Source organism: Brevibacillus borstelensis (assembly GCF_003710865.1).
Classification (GTDB): domain Bacteria; phylum Bacillota; class Bacilli; order Brevibacillales; family Brevibacillaceae; genus Brevibacillus; species Brevibacillus borstelensis.
The window spans coordinates 22209-41349 of record NZ_RHHO01000012.1; the positions used below are offsets into that span (position 1 = coordinate 22209).

19 protein-coding genes are annotated in these 19141 nt (G+C 54.8%); 1 reads left to right on the plus strand and 18 read right to left on the minus strand.

All coding sequences use genetic code 11. The features are described from left to right. Positions 1 to 45: 45 nt before the first annotated feature. From atpE to EDM54_RS06440, 5 genes are all read right to left on the minus strand, one after another. Positions 46 to 267: a F0F1 ATP synthase subunit C gene (atpE, locus tag EDM54_RS06420; RefSeq protein ID WP_003388414.1), complete on the minus strand. Its 222-nt coding sequence runs from the start codon at positions 265 to 267 to the stop codon at positions 46 to 48. A 49-nt stretch (positions 268 to 316) separates the two neighbouring features. Next, positions 317 to 1138: a F0F1 ATP synthase subunit A gene (atpB, locus tag EDM54_RS06425; RefSeq protein WP_003388415.1), complete on the minus strand. Its 822-nt coding sequence runs from the start codon at positions 1136 to 1138 to the stop codon at positions 317 to 319. 70 nt (positions 1139 to 1208) lie between these two features. Then, positions 1209 to 1577, minus strand: coding sequence for an ATP synthase subunit I (locus tag EDM54_RS06430; RefSeq protein ID WP_003388416.1), 369 nt, complete (start codon positions 1575 to 1577; stop codon positions 1209 to 1211). An 11-nt stretch (positions 1578 to 1588) separates the two neighbouring features. After that, entirely contained in the window at positions 1589 to 1798 is a 210-nt protein-coding gene (locus EDM54_RS06435) for an AtpZ/AtpI family protein (RefSeq protein ID WP_003388417.1), read from the minus strand. Between the two features lie 200 nt (positions 1799 to 1998). Beyond that, the gene (locus EDM54_RS06440; RefSeq protein WP_003388419.1) at positions 1999 to 3195 is read right to left on the minus strand and encodes an acetyl-CoA C-acetyltransferase; all 1197 of its coding nucleotides are present in this window, start codon (positions 3193 to 3195) and stop codon (positions 1999 to 2001) included. A 270-nt stretch (positions 3196 to 3465) separates the two neighbouring features. Between EDM54_RS06440 and EDM54_RS06445 the strand changes: the two genes are divergently transcribed. Beyond that, positions 3466 to 3951, plus strand: coding sequence for a PPC domain-containing protein (locus tag EDM54_RS06445; protein WP_003388420.1), 486 nt, complete (start codon positions 3466 to 3468; stop codon positions 3949 to 3951). A gap of 253 nt (positions 3952 to 4204) precedes the next feature. On the opposite strand, the gene bioC is transcribed toward EDM54_RS06445, so the two are convergent. From bioC to EDM54_RS06515, 13 genes are all read right to left on the minus strand, one after another. Continuing rightward, positions 4205 to 5014, minus strand: coding sequence for a malonyl-ACP O-methyltransferase BioC (bioC, locus tag EDM54_RS06450; RefSeq protein ID WP_031932674.1), 810 nt, complete (start codon positions 5012 to 5014; stop codon positions 4205 to 4207). Next, positions 5004 to 5750: an alpha/beta fold hydrolase gene (locus tag EDM54_RS06455; protein ID WP_031932675.1), complete on the minus strand. Its 747-nt coding sequence runs from the start codon at positions 5748 to 5750 to the stop codon at positions 5004 to 5006. The genes bioC and EDM54_RS06455 overlap by 11 nt, the downstream gene beginning before the upstream one ends. Beyond that, the gene (gene bioF, locus EDM54_RS06460; RefSeq protein ID WP_003388424.1) at positions 5747 to 7033 is read right to left on the minus strand and encodes an 8-amino-7-oxononanoate synthase; all 1287 of its coding nucleotides are present in this window, start codon (positions 7031 to 7033) and stop codon (positions 5747 to 5749) included. Before bioF ends, EDM54_RS06455 begins: the two co-directional genes overlap by 4 nt. A 13-nt stretch (positions 7034 to 7046) precedes the next feature. After that, positions 7047 to 8045, minus strand: a complete 999-nt coding sequence (gene bioB / locus EDM54_RS06465) for a biotin synthase BioB (protein WP_122957952.1) — start codon at positions 8043 to 8045, stop codon at positions 7047 to 7049. A gap of 18 nt (positions 8046 to 8063) precedes the next feature. Then, positions 8064 to 8804: a dethiobiotin synthase gene (gene bioD, locus EDM54_RS06470; protein WP_003388426.1), complete on the minus strand. Its 741-nt coding sequence runs from the start codon at positions 8802 to 8804 to the stop codon at positions 8064 to 8066. Then, positions 8801 to 10156, minus strand: coding sequence for an adenosylmethionine--8-amino-7-oxononanoate transaminase (gene bioA, locus EDM54_RS06475; RefSeq protein ID WP_122957953.1), 1356 nt, complete (start codon positions 10154 to 10156; stop codon positions 8801 to 8803). The genes bioD and bioA overlap by 4 nt, the downstream gene beginning before the upstream one ends. Positions 10157 to 10313: 157 nt before the next feature. Beyond that, positions 10314 to 13475 carry a phosphodiester glycosidase family protein gene (locus tag EDM54_RS06480; RefSeq protein WP_024983757.1) on the minus strand — a complete coding sequence of 1054 codons (3162 nt, stop codon included), beginning with the start codon at positions 13473 to 13475 and terminating at the stop codon, positions 10314 to 10316. Between the two features lie 218 nt (positions 13476 to 13693). Beyond that, a complete protein-coding gene (gene wecB, locus EDM54_RS06485) occupies positions 13694 to 14842 on the minus strand; it encodes a non-hydrolyzing UDP-N-acetylglucosamine 2-epimerase (protein ID WP_003388429.1) in 1149 nt (382 codons plus the stop codon). A gap of 13 nt (positions 14843 to 14855) precedes the next feature. Next, on the minus strand, positions 14856 to 15485 hold the full coding sequence (upp, locus tag EDM54_RS06490) for a uracil phosphoribosyltransferase (protein ID WP_003388430.1): 630 nt from the start codon (positions 15483 to 15485) through the stop codon (positions 14856 to 14858). A 632-nt stretch (positions 15486 to 16117) separates the two neighbouring features. Further along, positions 16118 to 17368, minus strand: a complete 1251-nt coding sequence (glyA, locus tag EDM54_RS06500) for a serine hydroxymethyltransferase (RefSeq protein ID WP_003388432.1) — start codon at positions 17366 to 17368, stop codon at positions 16118 to 16120. Between the two features lie 87 nt (positions 17369 to 17455). Further along, complete coding sequence (locus tag EDM54_RS06505; protein ID WP_003388433.1) at positions 17456 to 18025, minus strand: TIGR01440 family protein; 570 nt, start codon at positions 18023 to 18025, stop codon at positions 17456 to 17458. A gap of 1 nt (position 18026) precedes the next feature. Beyond that, positions 18027 to 18482: a ribose 5-phosphate isomerase B gene (gene rpiB / locus EDM54_RS06510; protein ID WP_003388434.1), complete on the minus strand. Its 456-nt coding sequence runs from the start codon at positions 18480 to 18482 to the stop codon at positions 18027 to 18029. A gap of 187 nt (positions 18483 to 18669) precedes the next feature. After that, complete coding sequence (locus EDM54_RS06515) at positions 18670 to 19119, minus strand: low molecular weight protein arginine phosphatase (RefSeq protein ID WP_003388435.1); 450 nt, start codon at positions 19117 to 19119, stop codon at positions 18670 to 18672. Between the last annotated feature and the right edge of the window lie 22 nt (positions 19120 to 19141).

Sequence of the window (19141 nt, forward strand, 5' to 3'; positions counted from 1 at the left end):
AAATAGAGGCGAAGGTCAAGCCCCCGCCCATCAAACCTATGCTTTTTACAGACGACCGAAGAGGATGAAACCGATCGCAACTGCGATAATCGGAACCGCCTCGACGAGACCGAGACCCAGGAACATGAGACCCATCAGGTTGCCGCGCGCTTCAGGCTGGCGAGCTACGCCGTCAATTGTACGGGAAATAACGAGAGAGTTACCAATTGCTGCACCAAGAGCAGCCAGACCAAATATGATACCGATTGCAAGAGCCAAACCTTCCATTGTAAAAAAACCTCCTTAGTGTGTGTAAAAGATAGAAATCTACAGTGAATTAATGTTGGTCATTCACTTGTTGTGAAATGTATACCATCGCCAACGTGGTGAAGATAAAGGCTTGGACAGAGCCGACAAAGACGGAGTAGCCCAGCCACAGGAACAACGGAATGCTTCCGAAGATTCCTACGCTCAACAGGAAGGCGATCAAAACCTCACCGGCAAAGATGTTACCGAATAGACGCAGAGGAAGCGTCAACGGCTTAATAATGAACTCTTCCAGAATGTGAATCGGGTTCAGGAATGTATGCTTGAGCCATCCGCCGAAACTCTTCTTCATCCCCAGGTAGTGCGCGTAGAGCAGCACCACAAACGCCAGCGCAAAGGTTACGCTCGGGGTAGCAGTCGGCGATTTCCACCAACCGATGACTACGCCGTGGCTGTGAGGATCGGTAGCGTTCAACTCTTCATTCAGCTTTTCCAGCTTCTGCTTCTTGGCTTCATCGTCGCTCGCCAGCGTCAGCGCATCGACTACCGTCTGGCTCATTTGTTGACCCGTATTCGGATCGTTGTGATGAGACGTATTCACGTTAAACACAAGGCCCAGCTGGTTGCTGATAAAGATGTAGAGGAACAGGGTCAAGGCTAGCGTAACAAAATGCGCTGCCTTTTTCGGCTCGATATAGCTTTTGGTGATGCCTGTGACGAAATCGACAATCCACTCCATCACGTTTTGCCCGCCTCTTGGAGCAGCGGTGGTCAGGTTGCGGGTCAGACCCACACACAGAAGCAGAACCACCAGGGAGCTTACCAAAATCGCAATGATGGTCGAGACATCAAAAACCATGCCCAACCACTCAAATCGCAGAGAATAATGCATGTATTTCACCCCTTTCTTCCGCGCGAGTCTATTACCAAGTCATGTACAGAGTAAAAAAATGCTGCAAAATCTATTTTAAGGAGCGGTAAACGAAAAAGAAGCCTAACACTTGAAAGAGGAAAAGGCCGATCAGCACGCCCGACAAAACAAACAGATGGGGGAAGCGGATCGTCAGAAATACGGCGAATCCAGCCAAGAGGAGGCGTTGCAGCATGCCTGTTCCTTTTGGACGGACGCTCGGGTCGACAGCCATCTGGCCGATGCGCCAAGTCTTGCTTACGAGCACGGTGCCGCCCAGTAGGCTGCACCCCATTCCAAGCAGGAGGCTCTGCAAAAACAGCCGATATGGAGGCAAAACGGCCCAGAGTATAGCAACCAGGGCCACACAGAAAAAAGCATAGCGAAAGGTTGCTCGCATAGCCGAAGTAAACGTTTGCATGTTCTATCTCCCTACAAATACCCGCGAACTATGCGGTAGACGCTATACACGCCAATTCCCAATCCGAGAAGGAGCCCAACCATCAAGAACCAAGGTTTGGTAGACAGAAGACTGTCAACGTATCTGCCCAGATAGACGCCGCCAATGACACAAACGGCCATGTCCGCACCTATCAGGCTCACTAGCGTGACGGCTCGCCACGGATTATCGATTTTCGGCACATAACCGTCCCCTTTCATACACAAGGAGAGGGCAGGTTGTCAAGTGCCCCTATGCCCTCATTCATATTAACGAAGATTTATTCCATTTGTCAACGTGCGATAGGTTCTGTACACAAAGCGTTCACATTTGAAAATGACGCGGTTTTTTTGCAAAAACAGCCCTTTCTCTCCGGCCGTCAAAACTGGAAAAACTATCTCTTCTACTGATTGATTTTTTCAACAACCGTGGCTACTCCTTGGCCGCCGCCGATGCACAGAGTCGCTAACCCATATTTTGCCCCTGAACGCTTGTTCAATTCATGTACAAGCGTCACCAGTATTCGGGCTCCGCTCGCGCCGATTGGATGGCCGAGAGCGATCGCTCCGCCGTTCACATTCAGCTTCTCACGCGGAATCCCGAGTTCTTTTCCGACTGCCAGCGATTGCACGGCAAACGCCTCATTGGCTTCGATCAAGTCCATTTGCGCAAGCGTCAGACCCGCTTTTTCCAGTACGCGGCGCGTCGCCGGAACCGGTCCGATGCCCATGATGCTCGGGTCGACACCTGCACTAGCATTGGCGACAATCCTGGCCAGCGGTATTACACCGAGCTCGCGTGCCTTTTCTCCCGACATGATCAAGAGAGCAGCCGCTCCGTCGTTGATGCCGGAAGCATTCCCTGCTGTAACCGTACCGTCCTTTTTAAACGCGGGGCGGAGCTTTCCGAGTGCTTCCGCTGTTACACCAGCCCGCGGGAATTCGTCGACGCTGAACATGATCGGTTCGCCTTTTTTCTGCGGAATCGGCACGGGAACAATTTCATCTTGAAAACGTCCTTCGCTTAGCGCACGCTGCGCTTTTTCCTGGCTCCAGGCGGCAAACTCGTCCTGTTCTTCTCTCGTCAGCCCATACTGCGTGCACAGATTTTCCGCTGTAATCCCCATGTGATAGTCATTGAACGCACACCAGAGACCGTCGCGGATCATGCTGTCGACCACCTTTTGATCGCCCATCCGGTAGCCGCCCCGCGCCCCTTCCAGCAGATATGGCGCCTGACTCATATTTTCCATGCCCCCGGCAAGCACGACCTCGGCATCCCCGGAGAGAATCGATTGCACCGCCAAGTGGACCGCTTTCAGCCCGGATCCGCACACCTTGTTGATTGTCATGGAAGGTACCTGCTGAGGCAGCCCAGCCCGGATCGCCGCCTGTCGGGCAGGATTTTGCCCAAGACCGGCCTGAAGCACATTGCCAAGTATCACTTCATCGACAGCTTCTTTGGCGACGCCAGCGCGTTCGAGTGCCGCTTCCAGCACAACGGCTCCCAACTGTGTAGCGCTTACCCCTGCCAGCGCTCCCTGAAAATTGCCGATAGCCGTCCGAACGGCGCTTGCAATTACGATTTCTCTTTGACTCACGAAAAATCACTCCTCGCAAAACTGGATGAAAGCATCTTCATACCATTCCATTTCTGATCGAAATATTCCTGCATTTTTGAACAATCTGCCTGGAAAGCTGTCCCCGCTCAAACTCCGAAGCTGCAAGAACCCGACAAGAATCTCTTGCTTGTGCTAGAGGTCTTAATGATTTTGAGAGACAACGGTCCATATTTTCAGTTTACAAATAAATTTAAATTTTGTATATTTTATCCATGGAATCGAATACCAATTTATGGAGGTACTCTATTTATGAAAAAATACTTGAACCTCTTCCTTGGACTTGCTCTCGTATTTACGTTTTCCAGCTCCGTTTCTGCAGCAGGAAAGCAGCAATCAGCGCAGGTACATAAGCTTTCAGCAGCTCCTGCGGCAACGTATCCTTTTGAAAGCGAACCGAATAATACAAGACGCGAAGCAAACCCGATACTTGAAGATGGCATCAGAGGCACCATCAGTTCGGCCACAGATGAAGATTGGTTCTCGTTTGTCGCTCCGATCAACAACGAGGAACGGCTGTTGCTGTTGATTCCATACGGAAGCTACGACTATGATTTGTACGTTTATGAATTGGTAGGAAAAAATCTCGATCAAATCGCTTCGTCTACCCGCGCCGGAAATTCGGACGAGTCTCTCCGTTTCGATGCGGAAGAAGGAAAGACGTATTACATTCTCGTAAAATCGTACTCGGGCTATACGGATACCGATCCATATACGCTCTACTTCGACTTGAAATAAACGAGAGAGTTTTGCGAGACTTCGCGCTTGATCCGTTAGCAAAACCCGTCCTGATCCATTGCCAGGACGGGTTTTTTGTCGTCGTGATCGGCTCCCTGTGCAACATCGAATCCGAACAGGAAAATCAGCCGGATGCCGCATTTTGGTGCAGGAAACACTTGAATTCGGCTCTATCTTGGTTTTCACTTTATCTTGGATTTCGCTCTATGTTTAAACAAACGGTGAAGGCTGTTTCTTTCCAACAACGCAAGGGCTATGCCTTTTTGGCCCGTATAAAGACAAGCTCGTACGTAACCGGTACGCCTCTTTCATCCCCGTACAAGCGTTGGTACTCTGCCATCATCGCGGTCAATAATCGCCGCTGCCCCAATCCAGCGCCGCTGCTCTTTCCTCCCGCATTTGCCCCGATCGCTTTGACAGCCTGCAAAAAGCTGCGGACGTCGGGGTAGTAGAGCGTTCGCCTGGTCCGCTCAGACTCCACGGACGCAAACCCTGCCCCCAGACAAATATCCCGCCATTGTTCCGGGGTCAGATAGGAAAGACCATGCCGCTCTGGAGGCCGATCAAGCAGGCGGTAGGCGGAGTCAAAGGAGCGATGCAGCTCCTGAAAGGTTCCCGGCCCAAACGTAGAGAAGAACAGCTGCCCCCCGGGTCTTAAAAGCTTGTATAATCCCGCTGCCGTTCGGGCTGGCTGCTGGAGCCATTGGAAACAGGCGCTGGAGGCGGCCAAATCGTATGTCTCGGATCGCTCCTCCCATACCCATCGTTCCACATCAGCCAGCTCAAACCGTATGCGCGTATCTTCCCTGAAACGCTCGCGTGCCTGCTTTACCATCCCCGGCGCGATATCAAGCGCCACATACTCGCATAGGGGAAACTGCGCTCGCAAAAGCCGGGTCAGCCCGCCGGTGCCGCTCCCGATCTCGAGCAGGCTCTGCACCTGCCGGGTCCCGGAGAAAATTGACTTGGCCAGAATGGAAGCCATCTCCTGCTGGACGACGGCGTACTGATCATAAGTGGCTGCCTTTGCGCTGAAACGTTTGCTGACAAGTTCATTTGCCATACCTGCCCACCATCCTTTTGGCTTCTTCTATGATGATTTCCGGATACAGGAGCGGGATGGCGTGGCCGCCGCCCGGAACAGACACCAGCCGGGCAGAGGAAAGAGCGGATGCGGAAAGGGCGGATGCAGATAGGCCGGATGCGAGCTCCACTCCTGCCCGGTAGGGACAGATCCCATCCTCTGTTCCGTGAATCACCGTGACGGGACAGGCAATCTCCGGCAGCAGCGGACTGCAATCCTCCTTTTGCAGGTAGGATAGACCGGCAAGCAGTGTCGGCTGCGGCCATTTGTCAGCCAGTCTGACCCCGACATCCGCAATCCTCTCCCTTTCTGCCTGCGTGAACATCGAGTAGTGAAAGTCGCCGATTACCTGTTCCCGGTTTCGGGTCAGCTTTCGACTCATGAGCCGCAGATGGGTGTCCTGCCATCCGCTGCTCCCATCGCCACGGCTGCCGACAAACCTCGCTGCGGTGCCAATCGCAATCAAACCGTCCACCGCGGATTCTTGGGCAAGGCGAAGCCCAAGCATGCCGCCCATCGACCATCCGATCACGATGAGCGGCATGGAGCGCAACGGTGAAAGCTGCTCGCGGACAGCCGTGTAAAACTGCTCGGGGTGAACAATCCGCGAGTAATCCGGTCTTCTATGCTCACAATCATCCAAGGCGTCAACAATCGGCTCCCAAACCTCATCGGGCATGGCCCAGCCATTTATCCACAGCATGACGGCTTTCATCTGTACGCCTCCTGTTCCGCATAAGCCACCTCACGTATCTGTTCCAGCACTCCAGCAAGTTCGGTTTTGGCATGGGTGGCCATGAGCGAAAACCGAATCCGCGCTTCGCCCTCGGGGACAGTGGGAGGACGGATCGCAACCGCCGATATGCCCCTTTCCGCCAGAGCACGGCTGATGCGAAGCGCACGGTCGTTGCTGCCGATCAACCAGGGGACTATCGGCGAATCTCCCTCCATCACGGATAATCCCGCCTGGCGCAGCTGATCCCGAAACCACCTGCCAAGTCTCCGCAGCCTCTCTCTTCGCCAGCCTTCCTCCTGCACGATCTGCAGGGACGCCTGAACGGAAGCGACGACCATCGGCGGCAAGCCCGTCGAGTAAATCAGCGGCCTGGCCGTATTGACCAGATAGCGGATCAGCACCTCATCCGCACAAACGTACGCGCCGTAAACGCCAAACGCTTTGCTGAACGTCCCCATGATCACGTCTACCCGCCCGTGCAAGCCGTATTCATGGCAAAGACCTTCTCCGCGCTCTCCACGAACACCGCCGGAATGGGCTTCATCAACCAGCAGCAAGGCGTGATAGCGGTCCCGGAGCTCCACCAGCTCGCGCAGAGGAGCGCTGTCACCATCCATCGAAAAGACAGCGTCGGCGACGATCAGCATGCGCCTTTTGCTTCCGCTGTGCTTCTTTAGCAGGGATTCCAGATGATCCATGTCGTTGTGCCGGTACCTGTAATGGTCTGCTCTGCTGAGAATGATGCCATCCACGATGCTGGCATGGTTGAGCCGGTCGCTGAACACAGCATCGCCTCGTCCCACCAATGCTGAAATCACACCGAGATTGGCCATGTAGCCGTTGGCAAACACCAACGCGGCTTCCCGCCCCTTCCACCTCGCCAGCTCTTCCTCCAGCTCGCTGTAGCAGACGTGATTGCCGCTGACGAGACGGGAAGCAGTCGCTCCCGCTCCAAGCCGCATGGCAGCGTCGGCAGCTGCCTGAACAAGCCTCAGATCCCCTGACAGTCCCAAATAGTTGTTGGACGAAAGGTTGAACAGCTTCTCTCCCCTGATCGACAGCCACTTGTCTGCGTCGTTTTCAGCCAGGTCGAAAACAAAATCCTCGCGCTGATCAAACTCGTCACGCAGGCAAGGCATGCCGGAAGGTGCAAGCGGCGAACAATCGATCTTATCGTGTTTTTGCAGCTCTCTGTACAAGAAGCTTTCCTTTCGTTTCGTCAACTCCGCTTCCATCCACGAATATCCGCTGTCTGCCGTCAACTGGGTCACACTCCTACAGCGCACACTGCTCAATCTCAAAGCCAAGGTCCTCAATCATTTGATGATCAAGCGTTACCTCTTGCCCGGGCGTCGTCAAGTAATCCCCTACAAAAATGGAGTTGGCGGCATAAAGGGCCAGCGGCTGAAGCGTACGCAGATTTTTCTCCCTGCCTCCCGCGACGCGGATCTCCTTTGAAGGGCAAATGAAGCGGAACAGGGCCAGCACCTTCAAGGCCTTCATTGCCGGTGTCCGTCCGCGATTTTCCAACGGAGTGCCTGGGATGGCGTTGAGAAAATTAACGGGGATCGAATCTGCATCGATGCTCCTCAGGGCGACAGCCATTTCCACAATTTCTTCGTCCGTCTCTCCCATCCCGATGATCACTCCGGAACAAGGCGACAGCCCTGCCTGCTTGGCCGCCTCTACGGTTTCTACCCTCTGGTCGTAGGTGTGAGTGGACGTGATCTGACCGTAATTGGACCGGCTGGTGTTTACATTGTGGTTGTAGCGGTGGACGCCTGCCTCTTTCAGGCGGGCCGCTTGCTCCGGCTTGAGGATGCCCAGGCAGGCACATATTTTCAGCGGCATCGTCTCGCGGATCTCCCGTACTGCTTCGATCACCTGTTCCAGCTCGCGTTCCGTCGGTCCGCGGCCGGATGCCACGATGCAGTATGTGCCCGCTTGCCTGTTCTGCGCCTCACGAGCACCGGCTATCAGTGTTTCCTTGTCTAAAAAGGCGTACTTTTCAATCGGAGCATTGGACACGATGGACTGGGAGCAGTAACCGCAATCCTCCGGGCAAAGACCGCTTTTGGCATTGATGATCATGTTCAGCTTTACTTTTTTTCCATAGAAATGCTTGCGGACCTGAAAAGCCGCCTGCAGGATCGGCAGCGCCTCTTCATCGTCTGCTTGCAGAACGGAAAGCGCCTCCTCTTGTGTCAACAAATCTCCCTGCAGCGCTTTTTTGGCCAGTCGGCTCCAGTGCACCGTGTTCAGACTCACGCTCATGCTCTTTCTCTCCTCTTCTTATCGTGTGGAAATGGAAAACAGCTCTCGAATCTTTTCTGTATCGGCGTAAGCTCGTATCGCTTCTGTGACGGAGGTCTGCGAGATTTCCCCCTCCATCCAGGGGATTTGTCCCAGCACTTGCACTCCGGCGTACTCTTCGATCAAAGCGGCATTGCTCTCCATGCTTTTATCGCTGTCATTCGGGCGATAACCGTTCAGGATGACGCCTGCTACCCTGAGACCATGCTGACGGGCATAGGCCACAGAAAGAATCGTATGGTTAATCGTCCCTAGACCGGCCCTTGCCACAAGCAGTACCGGCATTCCCAGATAAGCCGCAAAATCGACGATCAGCTCTGTCTTTGTCAGCGGCACGGCGAGTCCGCCCGCCCCCTCCACCAGAAGAGCCTTGTATTTCTGTTTCAGCGGTTCTCCTGCTGCTGCGACCCGGGGCAATGAAAGCGCAACTCCCTCAGCCTCCGCAGCGAGCAGAGGAGCAAGCGGAGCGGAAAAAGAAAAGGGAGCAATCTCTTCTGGTGCATCACTGACACCCGAAATGGCGCGGAGCAGATAGGAGTCCCGCATTTCCTCGGTTTCTCCTCCTGACTGAACCGGCTTGTAAACCCCTATTTCAAGTCCGTCCGCTCGCAGGACGGCTGCCAGACCGGCGGTGATTATCGTTTTTCCGACACCCGTATCCGTTCCGGAAACAAAAAGTCCTGTCCATTTCACCGGCTTATCGGCTGCGACATCGCTCATCCTTCCGTCACCTCCCGGATCGAGGCCGCCAAAATGTCGACCATCGCGGCCAGGTCATCCTCTGTGCTGACCAGCGGCGGTATGAGCACGATCACGTTCCCGAGCGGTCTTGTCAGCAGCCCTCGTTCGCGGGCCGATTTCGTCACCCGCACACCGATGCGCTCATTCCAGTGGTAGCTTTCCTTTGTGTGTTTGTCGCGTACAAGCTCGATCCCGACCATGAATCCTTTTTGCCGGACCTCGCCTACGTGCGGGAATGCCGCCAGCGGCCTTAGCATTTCCCCCAGCTTCTCCGATTTTGGGGCTACCTCATCGACAAGCCTCCGCTGTTCCATCAGTCGCAAATTGGCCAGGGCGACTGCGCAGCCGAGCGGGTTCCCCGTGTAGGAATGCCCGTGGAAAAAGGTTTTCTGTTCTTCGTAATCCGCGTAAAAGGCTTGGTACACCCGCTCTGTGGTCATTGTGGCAGCGACAGGCAAATAACCGCCGGTAATGCCCTTGGCGATCGTCATAATATCCGGTACAACCCCTTCATGCTCGCAGGCGAACATTTTCCCCGTACGGCCAAATCCGGTCGCCACCTCGTCCGCGATGAGCAGCACATCGTACTTCTTCGCCAGTTCCGCCATTTTTTGAAGGCAGCCATCCGGCATCAAAATCATCCCGCTCGCTCCCTGGACGACCGGCTCGACGATCAGCGCTGCGATCTCGTCCGCTTTTTCTTCCAGGAGCTGCTCGAGACAGGCTATTGTCGTATCTGCTGCCGATTTTTCGCCCTCGTGGCGATACGGGTACGGATACGGAATCGTGTACGGGGAAAACAGCAACGGTCGGTATACCTCGTGGTACAGCGGGATTGCCCCTACGCTGACTGCACCGATGGTATCCCCGTGATAAGCGTTTTTCATGGTGATAAAGGAGCGCTTGCCGGTTTTGCCGAGATTTTGCCAGTATTGAAACGCCATCTTGATCGCGATCTCCACTGCCGTAGCGCCGCTGTCGGAGTAAAACACCTTGGTCAAACCTGGAGGCGCGATCCGAACGAGCTGCTCAGCCAGCAGGATCGACGGGATGTTCGCCATCCCCAGCAAAGTGGAATGCGCGACCTGGTTCAGTTGGTCGACAATGGCCTGATTCAACTCCGGCACATTGTGTCCGTGGACGTTGAGCCAGACGGATGAAAACCCGTCGTAGTAGGCCTTTCCCTGGACATCGATCAGTTTGATGCCTTCTCCTCTGGCAATGATCACCGGGTCATCCGCTATGTAATCTTTCATTTGGGTGAACGGATTCCAGAGGTACTCCTTGTTTTTCCGCGCGAGCTCTTCGTAGCTGTACGGTGAAATAGACATGGAACAGCCCTCCTCCAAATTTATTTGTTAACCATTTAGTAAAATTAGTTAACAAATAAAGTATACCTGCCTCCTTTGTTTTCCTCAATAGACTGTTAGGAGCAGAAACACAAAAAACCGGCCTCTTCACTTTAAGAAGAAGCCGGTTTTACAGGTGCTACGATTTGTTCAATATCCGATACAGCGCGACGACAGTAACTGCCCGGGTCGCCGGTTTATTCGGTTCAAATTTGCTGCCCAGCGGGTCTATCAGTCCCTGGCCTACCGTGTTGTTGATCGACTGGGTCGCCCAGGATGGCCACGACTTTTTGTCCGACATCGCTTTGGCAGGAGTCGCCTTTTTCTTCAGTACACGGTCCAGAATAACGGCTGCCTCTGCCCGGGTCACAGGCTGATCCGGACGGAAGGTGTTGTCCGGGTAGCCTTTTACTAGCCCTTTGGCAATCGCTACTTGGACTGCTCCCTGGGCATAGGCCGGAACTTTGTCCTTGAAGCTCAGCTTGGGCGACGCTGGCAGCTCCCAGTTAAAGGTACGGGCCAAAAGCGTGACGTACTGGGCCCTGGTGAGGGCGACCTCGGGACCAAACGTCGTTTCCGTCAGCCCCTTTACGTACCCTTTTTCAGCCATCCAGGTGATTTCCTTCTTGGCTGCGTGTTTGGAAATGTCCGTAAAGGCTGCACTGCCGCCCGCACCATCCAGATAGTACGGAATGTAGGTACCGTAGTCATTTACCTCGTAGACCCACTGTCCCTGCGCATTTCTCGTACCGAGCAGCGGGTCAAACGTCTTGTTGATTTCGTTTACGTACAGGAGACCTACTCCTTTGCCGGCGATCCAGTTCTTCGGCGTCAAGGTCAATGTCAGCGGAGATGTGGTGATTCTGTCATCCTGACCGTCTTTGTACGTCTCCGGCTTGATCGTAAAGGAGTAGTCAGCCGGGACATAGCCTGGAAGCGGCTGCGGCACGATCGAATTTACTTTGATCGAAGCCATGTCCAGGAAAGGCGCTGTACGCTCAAACGAGTAGCCCAGATCGAGCTCTGCTCCCAGCGAGAGCGTTCCCGGCACCTCTGGAACGACGTTGGTTCCTTTCGGCGCTGTCCCTGCGGAGCCTGGCATAATGAGCGAGACTTCGTCAAAGTACAGCGTGCCTTTGTCTTGCTGGTGGCCGTCTTCCGGACGATCCACAACGTAGATGCTCTTCAACTGCAGCGGATAGGCCACGTTTGCCGGGAAGTAGCCTTTTACCTGCTTCCATCCGGTCCAGTCAATCTCTTGGGCCAGATCGACGTAGACAGGCTTGCCGTGGGCGTCAATTACTTCGGCCCGCAGCCAATGCTTGCTGTTGTCGCCGTTTACCCACAGGCCCAGACCGATCGGCTTGCCCGGGATCTGCTGCGGCTGGGCGGCGATCCGGCCGTAGGCAAAGCGCAACTGGCCTTGAGGCGCTCCGGTGAAGTTGTACGCCAGCTTGGCTGACTTGTGCGTCCGGAATACAGGATCGGATACTGCCGTAAACGAACCATGCGAACTCAGCGACTCAGGGATGGATGCGTGGTGCATGCCTGCCTGATTGTCAAAGGTGATCCACGGCTGTTCCAGCTGACCTACGGTAAACGGAACATTGGTCGCTACGCCATCGTATACGACGGTCAAGGTGCCGTTGCCCGTCTCTTCGCCTGCGATCAGCTGCAGCTGGTCGTTTACAGACGCTACCTGGGAATCCACGCTGGTCTGGACGCTGAGCGGCGTCGCCTGCACCAATTGACCTTTTTTCGTCTTGATTTTCACGTCGAGTGTGAGCGTTTGGCCCGGTGCGACAGAAATCGGGTTAGGCGACACGACTATCTGCTGCACTTCGCTTCCGGAGATTACGTGAACCTCTTTTTGCTGCGCGACGCTTCCCGATCTCGCCGTAAAGGCAATCTGCCCGGATTTCATCGGCGTGAACTTGTTGCCGGTAAACGAACCGGCATCTGGTTGGTTTGCCTGCCAGGAGATCATCGAAGGATCAATGGCGTATGGCTGGTAGTGAGTATCGTACGCTTTGGTTGTAAATTCTGCCGTTTGGCCAATCAGCATCTCGGCCGGGCCATTGATGACAAAGCCCTTCAATTCTCCCGGAGGAGCTGTATTGTAGACCGCCAGTCCCGTAGGCACTCGCCGCTCGGAACCTCCTGTCGTCTTGATTGCCAGGTTGGCTTGCGTATCGCCAAGCATCCGTACAGACATCGTGGTGGAGCCTCCACCGTCGAAGTTGACGGCCCGATATGAGCCAAGCTCGGCCATGATTTTGGCCAGCTCGTCCAAATAAACGCCATTGGTGCCGTCAATTGTCACCATCAACAACGTTTTTCCATCCTGTGTGATGCCGACAGCCGTCCGCGCATTCAGAGACACGATCGATTTGTCCGCCTGAAACGACGTAAGCGCCCTGCCCTGGTCAACCAGCAGGACGTTCCCGCCAACCGCCTGCGCCCAATCGTGGCTGTTCGGAGTAGTCTGATACTCGACATGAGCCGTCGATCCGACCGGGAAGTTCTGTTTCAGGAAATTGGCTGCTGTTCCATGCCCCCACAGCACATAGCCGTTGTAAGGGATGTAGAAGCCCGGTTGATTGATGCGTACTTCCTTCGCCACGTTGTCCACAAACAAGACCTCGACGACATCCTTGTAGCCGGGAATCGTACCCAGGCTTGTCTGGCCGAACGAAGGCGTGTACATGTTCAATTGGTTCATATGGCTCTTGCGATTGTCGCTGGGATTGTACTCTTCCTTGTTCACCCCTTGCAGCGGGAACGCATTGCCGTTTGGCGCCGTTACTTTGCCGGTAAACCCAAACTTTTCGATCAGAGCCGTTTTGTCACTGGTAATCCCGAGGCTGTACCAGTAAGACACCAGCCCCATTGACGACACCAGTTCTTTGTCTTTCATGACGATTCCGAATGGTGCGCCGCGTTTGGACATGTTGAAAAAGTCTGCATTAATCGCGGCAACCGCTCCTGTTTCCCGGGCCATCTGGGTAACGGTTTGACGATCTGTCAGCTTTCCTTTCGTGCCATAGACCGGCTTTACCTCGACATAGGGGTTGGTCAAATCAACCTTGGTCACCATGACATTGATTTGTTTATCTGCAAAGGACTTCGTATATTTATGTAAGGTAGTACCTTCCCCAATGGTCGTTTGCCACATCAATTGCAGCATACTCGTCTCCGCCCGCGCCTGAGCCACATTGCTTGCCAGCGGCGCAAACGGAGCAAAAGCTCCCCAGGCCACAGCGGCAGCCGTGAGCAGCGACAAAACCTTCCGCGCTCTCATGTTGATAACTCCTCTCCCATTTCCTTCTCTGTGTCTGCTTATGTACACAACTATATAATAGACGCTGTGACAGGGGGGATAGTTTCGGTCTTCCATGCAGATTCCGCATTGGAAAAACGAACCAATGTAAACATTTTACATTGACATCGAAAAAGAGGCGCTGAAACCACGCGCCTCTTTGTTGTCCGTTCTCGTTGGGGTATGGAATTGGAATAGCGTTAGCGGCCGGGCGTAAACGGCTCGGGACGCTCCTGTCTCATGCCAAAGTGGTGAAGAATCGCCTCGACAATGCGGCGTGACGCTTCTCCGTCTCCATACGGGTTGGCTGCCTGCGCCATCTCATGGTAGGCGGCGGCATCGCGCAGCAGGTGATCAGCCATCCGGTACACCTGATCTTCGTCCGTTCCTGCCAGCTTCAGCGTTCCAGCAGCGATTCCTTCCGGCCGCTCCGTCGTGTCGCGCAGCACCAGCACTGGAACACCGAGAGATGGAGCTTCTTCCTGGACTCCCCCCGAATCCGTCAGGATCAGATGGGCACGGCGGGCGAAGTTGTGAAAATCAAAAGCATCCAGCGGCTCGATCAGATGAATGCGATCGTGACCGCCCAGCACCTCCTGCGCCACATCCTGGACAGCCGGGTTCAAGTGAACCGGATAGACGACAGCGATATCCTCATGCTCGTCGATCAGGCGTCTGACCGCACGGAAAATGCGGCGCATCGGCTCGCCCAGATTCTCGCGGCGGTGAGCGGTCATCAGCACCATCTTTTTCCCCTGCACCCGATCCAGTACCGGATGGGTGTAATCGTCCCGGACTGTCGTTTTCAGTGCGTCGATCGCCGTGTTTCCGGTAATGTAGATGGACTCCTCCGGCTTGTTTTCCCGGCGCAGGTTGTCTGCGGAGCCTTCCGTCGGCGAAAAATGGAGATCTGCCATGACGCCAGTCAGTTGGCGGTTCATCTCCTCAGGGAACGGGGAATACTTGTCCCACGTGCGAAGCCCCGCCTCCACATGTCCGATCGCCACCTGGTTGTAGAAGGCTGCCAGGCTGGCTACAAAGGTCGTGGTCGTATCGCCGTGAACGAGGACAATGTCTGGTTTTGTTTCCTTGATCACTTGGTCGAGCGCTTCAAGTGCCCGGGTCGTGATCTGCACAAGCGTCTGCCGGTCCTTCATGATGTTCAGGTCGATATCAGGCTGAATATGGAAAATCTCCAGCACCTGATCCAGCATTTGACGGTGCTGCGCTGTCACGCAAACAATCGGTTCGATGTGCTCTTCATGCTTGCTGAGCTCATGGACGAGCGGCGCCATTTTGATCGCTTCCGGCCGCGTCCCGAAGACAGTCATCACTTTTAGCTTCTTCATCGGATTCCCTCTCCTACTTTGTCCCAAACAGTCGGTCGCCGGCGTCGCCAAGACCCGGGATGATGTAGCCGTGATCGTTCAGGTACTCGTCAATAGCCGCTACGTAGATATCGACGTCAGGATGCTCGTCCTGGACCAGCTTGATGCCTTCCGGAGCTGCGATGAGGCACATCAGCTTCATGCTTTTCGCTCCGCGCTTTTTCAGGGCATCAATGGCCGCGGCAGCAGAGCCGCCGGTCGCCAGCATCGGGTCGATTACGATCAGTTCACGCTCCGCGATATCCGTCGGCAGCTTTACATAGTACTCTACGGGCTGCAGTGTGTCCGGATCGCGGTAAAGGCCCACGTGGCCTACCTTCGCAGCCGGGATCAGCTGCAGAATCCCGTCCACCATTCCCAGGCCTGCGCGGAGAATCGGGATCAGTCCCACTTTTTTACCGGCAATTACACGCGCTTTGCAGGTTGCCACCGGCGTTTCGATGGTTGTCTCCTCCAGAGGCATATCTCGGGTGATCTCGTAAGCCATCAGTGTGGCTACCTCGTCCACCAGCTCGCGGAACTCTTTGGTTCCCGTGTTTTTGTCGCGGATGAATGTTACCTTATGCTGGATCAGCGGATGATCTAACACGTATACGCGGCTCATGTATGTTCCTCCGTTTCCACTTGTCAATATATCCTTTCCATAATAGCGGAGGGAGGGGCGGACGTCAATTTGCGTAATCTTTCGTCATTAGGGGCTTTGGTTCGACACCTTTTTGGGCAAGAGCAATAATGAAAAGATCTTTGTTCGCGGCTTTGGTGGAGGAGATGAAAGCGGAGAAAACGCTCAGGGTTCGGTGGGACACTGCCTGGGGGTATGCGCTGTCCGGCCCTGCTCCAAAAGCGGAACGCGGCCAAAAGTCGTTGATTCTGGGGGTGTCTCAGAGGTTGGCCGCTAAAAGCGTGTTCCGCTTTTGGACCATGGCCTGGGAGGTGTCCCAAAGACCCTTCGCTTTTTTCTCCGCTTTCATCTCTACATCCGTTGGGGTGGATCGGTCTTTGGGCTTTTCGTTGGCAAGATCGAAGAGGTGGAGGATAGATCGGACGGATGTACCTTGGCCGTTGCTTTTGTGTGGGCCTCGTAGCTTTTGGATGATTGGATGGTTTCTATAGACGAAAAAAGGCCCCGCTTATGCTTGCGAGGCCTTTTTACTATGTTTGCTATTTGTAATTTGCTAATGATGTCGCTTGATGTACTTGCAGGTGTACCGACCTTATCTTTCCAGCCTTTCCCGCTTATACAGTCAGGCCTTCGTACATCGGGAAGCGTTGGCAGAGGGCGGAGACGCGTTGTCTTGCTTCCTCGTGCTTGGCCGCATCTTCCGGGTTTTTCAGGGTGAGCGCAATGATGGCTGCTACTTCCTTCATCGCTGCTTCGTCAAATCCGCGGCTGGTCACTGCCGGGGTACCCATGCGGACACCGCTGGTGACAAACGGGCTTTCCGGATCGTAAGGAATCGTATTTTTGTTGGTCGTGATATTGACTTCATCGAGCAGATGCTCAGCCACTTTTCCAGTCAGGCCGAGGTTGCGCACATCTACGAGGACGAGGTGGTTGTCCGTTCCGCCAGAGACGAGCGTCAATCCCTCTGCTTGCAGGGCTTCGGCAAAGGCGCGGGCGTTGTTTACGATTTGCTGGGCGTACGCCTTGAATTCAGGCTGGAGCGCTTCGCCAAATGAAACGGCCTTGGCTGCGATGACGTGCATCAACGGCCCGCCTTGCACGCCCGGGAATACGGACTTGTCGATAGCCTTGGCAAATTCTTCCTTGCACAGAATCAGACCGCCGCGAGGACCGCGCAGGGTCTTGTGCGTGGTCGAGGTAACGAAGTGCGCATGCGGCACCGGATTCGGATGCAGTCCAGCCGCCACAAGTCCGGCGATATGGGCCATATCCACCATGAAGTACGCACCGACCTCGTCGGCGATTTCACGGAATTTGGCAAAGTCAATCGTGCGCGGATACGCGCTGGCTCCTGCCACGATCAGCTTCGGCTTGTGCTCAAGCGCTTTGGCGCGCACATCATCGTAATTGATCAGATGGGATTGCTCGTCCACTCCGTATTCGACGAAATTGTAGAGAGACCCGGAGAAGTTGACCGGGCTGCCATGCGTCAAGTGCCCGCCGTGAGACAGGTTCATCCCCAGCACGGTATCGCCCGGCTTCAATATGGTGAAGTAGACAGCCATATTGGCTTGGGCGCCGGAGTGAGGCTGTACATTGGCGTGTTCGGCACCAAACAGTTCCTTGATGCGGTCGCGCGCGATGTTTTCCACGATGTCTACATATTCACAGCCACCGTAGTAACGACGGCCTGGATAGCCTTCAGCGTACTTGTTGGTCAATACCGTTCCCATCGCTTCCATGACGGCACGGCTGACGAAGTTTTCAGATGCGATCAGCTCGATTTTGTCCCGCTGTCTGCCCAGTTCCAGACCGACCGCTTCCGCTACTTGTGGGTCCTGTTTGCGCAAAAACTCTAGCATGGTTTTTTCTCCTCCTGGATCTTTGTTTTAGTTATGAAAAGGGGTTCCCGCAAAGGGGAACAGCCATAACTGGCGAAAATGCCACAGTCACATGCAGCTTTGATTGGACGAGGTGCGCTCATAGACGGCACGGGAACCGCCGATCAGCTTCGGACGGGTGCGCGCTGCCGTTACATGCGCCTCTCCGATCTGGCGAATGGTCGGCCGGACCGGTACCGCTACATGCTTCAGATGCATTCCGATCAGGGTATCTCCGATGTCGATGCCCGCGTGAGCCTTTATGTGCTCGACAACAACGGGAGCTGCCATCTGTTCAAAGGCGCAAGCTGCCATTGAGCCGCCCGCGCTGGGAACAGGCACGACAGAGACCTCCTCAAGCCCGCATTTCTCCATCGTCTCCCGCTCGACCACGAGAGCTCTGTTCAAATGTTCGCAACATTGGAAAGCCAGCGAAAATCCCCGTTCTTGCGCCGCAGCGGAAATTCCCCGGAACAGGGCCTCCGCCACCTCCCGGCTGCCCGCTTTGCCAATGTGTTTGCCGGCCACCTCGCTGGTGCTGCAGCCGATAACAAGCAGCATGCCCGGCCGAAGCTCGGCCAAGCCCGCTACCTCGGAAACGACTTCCCTGGCTTGCTGTTCGATGCGAAGCAGGTCCACCTTACTTCACTCCCGCATGTTTGGCTTCGATCTCGGTGATCTTCTCCACGCGGCGCTCGTGGCGGCCTCCTTGGAAATCGGTCTCCAGCCAAATCTTGACGATGTCAAGGGCAAGGCCGGGGCCGATAACCCGCTCACCCATTGCCAGCACGTTGGTGTTGTTGTGCTCCCGCGTCGCTCTCGCCGAAAATGTGTCATGGACAAGTGCGCAGCGGATGCCGGGAACCTTGTTGGCTGCGATCGACATCCCGATCCCTGTCCCGCACACCAAAATGCCTCGGTCAAATTCTCCTGCCGCTACCTTTTCCGCAACAGGAAGAGCATAGTCCGGGTAGTCGACCGAGTCTTCGCAAGAGCAGCCGAAATCGGCCACTTCCACGTTCATCGTCGCCAGCAGCTTCTTGATTTCCTCTTTTAATTTATATCCACCGTGGTCGGCACCAATCGCCACTTTCATCAGTATCCCTCGCTTACGCTTTTGCTATTTTTATTATAACTCAGATAACGCCCGGTAAAAAGTGAACATTTTTACTAAAAACAAAGATAATGTTCGTCCATTAGCAAGGTTTAGGTAAAAGTCTACCAAAAACTTGCGACAATTGCTATCGGATTGGATCCGGGCATCTTTTGTCTGGTCCAGCAATCTACTGCTGCCGGGACAAGTGAGCCCAAAGCTTGTCCAACAGGACCTGGATTTCACGGGCACATTTGCGGTATTCCTCGACCGTACCGCCGAACGGATCGGCAATATCGCCCCCGTCATTGGCGCCGACGTATTCTTTCAAAGTAAACACTTTTTGCTGCGCCTCAGGAAAGTAGCTGACAATCAGCGACTTGTGACTGTGGGCCATCGTCAGAATCAGGTCAGCCCAAAGGATCAGGTCACCGTTTATCCGCGTAGCCTGATGGTTGTGATCGATTCCGCACTCCGCCAATACTTGAACAGCCTGCTGAGAAGCCGGCTGCCCTTCGTATGCAGCCACGCCCGCAGACCTCACTTCCCAATCGCTGCCTGCCGCAAGTGTCCGAAACAACGCCTCTGCCATCGGACTGCGGCATGTATTTCCCGTGCATACAAACAAAATCCGTTTCATGCTTTCAACTCCTTCCTTGTGC

Bases quoted from the DNA above. Each gene is read 5' to 3' on its own strand.
- atpE (WP_003388414.1), bottom strand. From the start codon at position 267: ATGGAAGGTTTGGCTCTTGCAATCGGTATCATATTTGGTCTGGCTGCT.
- atpB (WP_003388415.1), bottom strand. From the start codon at position 1,138: ATGCATTATTCTCTGCGATTTGAGTGGTTGGGCATGGTTTTTGATGTC.
- EDM54_RS06430 (WP_003388416.1), bottom strand. From the start codon at position 1,577: ATGCAAACGTTTACTTCGGCTATGCGAGCAACCTTTCGCTATGCTTTT.
- EDM54_RS06445 (WP_003388420.1), top strand. From the start codon at position 3,466: ATGAAAAAATACTTGAACCTCTTCCTTGGACTTGCTCTCGTATTTACG.
- bioC (WP_031932674.1), bottom strand. From the start codon at position 5,014: ATGGCAAATGAACTTGTCAGCAAACGTTTCAGCGCAAAGGCAGCCACT.
- EDM54_RS06455 (WP_031932675.1), bottom strand. From the start codon at position 5,750: ATGAAAGCCGTCATGCTGTGGATAAATGGCTGGGCCATGCCCGATGAG.
- bioB (WP_122957952.1), bottom strand. From the start codon at position 8,045: ATGAGCGTGAGTCTGAACACGGTGCACTGGAGCCGACTGGCCAAAAAA.
- bioD (WP_003388426.1), bottom strand. From the start codon at position 8,804: ATGAGCGATGTCGCAGCCGATAAGCCGGTGAAATGGACAGGACTTTTT.
- bioA (WP_122957953.1), bottom strand. From the start codon at position 10,156: ATGTCTATTTCACCGTACAGCTACGAAGAGCTCGCGCGGAAAAACAAG.
- EDM54_RS06480 (WP_024983757.1), bottom strand. From the start codon at position 13,475: ATGAGAGCGCGGAAGGTTTTGTCGCTGCTCACGGCTGCCGCTGTGGCC.
- wecB (WP_003388429.1), bottom strand. From the start codon at position 14,842: ATGAAGAAGCTAAAAGTGATGACTGTCTTCGGGACGCGGCCGGAAGCG.
- upp (WP_003388430.1), bottom strand. From the start codon at position 15,485: ATGAGCCGCGTATACGTGTTAGATCATCCGCTGATCCAGCATAAGGTA.
- glyA (WP_003388432.1), bottom strand. From the start codon at position 17,368: ATGCTAGAGTTTTTGCGCAAACAGGACCCACAAGTAGCGGAAGCGGTC.
- rpiB (WP_003388434.1), bottom strand. From the start codon at position 18,482: ATGAAAGTGGCGATTGGTGCCGACCACGGTGGATATAAATTAAAAGAG.
- EDM54_RS06515 (WP_003388435.1), bottom strand. From the start codon at position 19,119: ATGAAACGGATTTTGTTTGTATGCACGGGAAATACATGCCGCAGTCCG.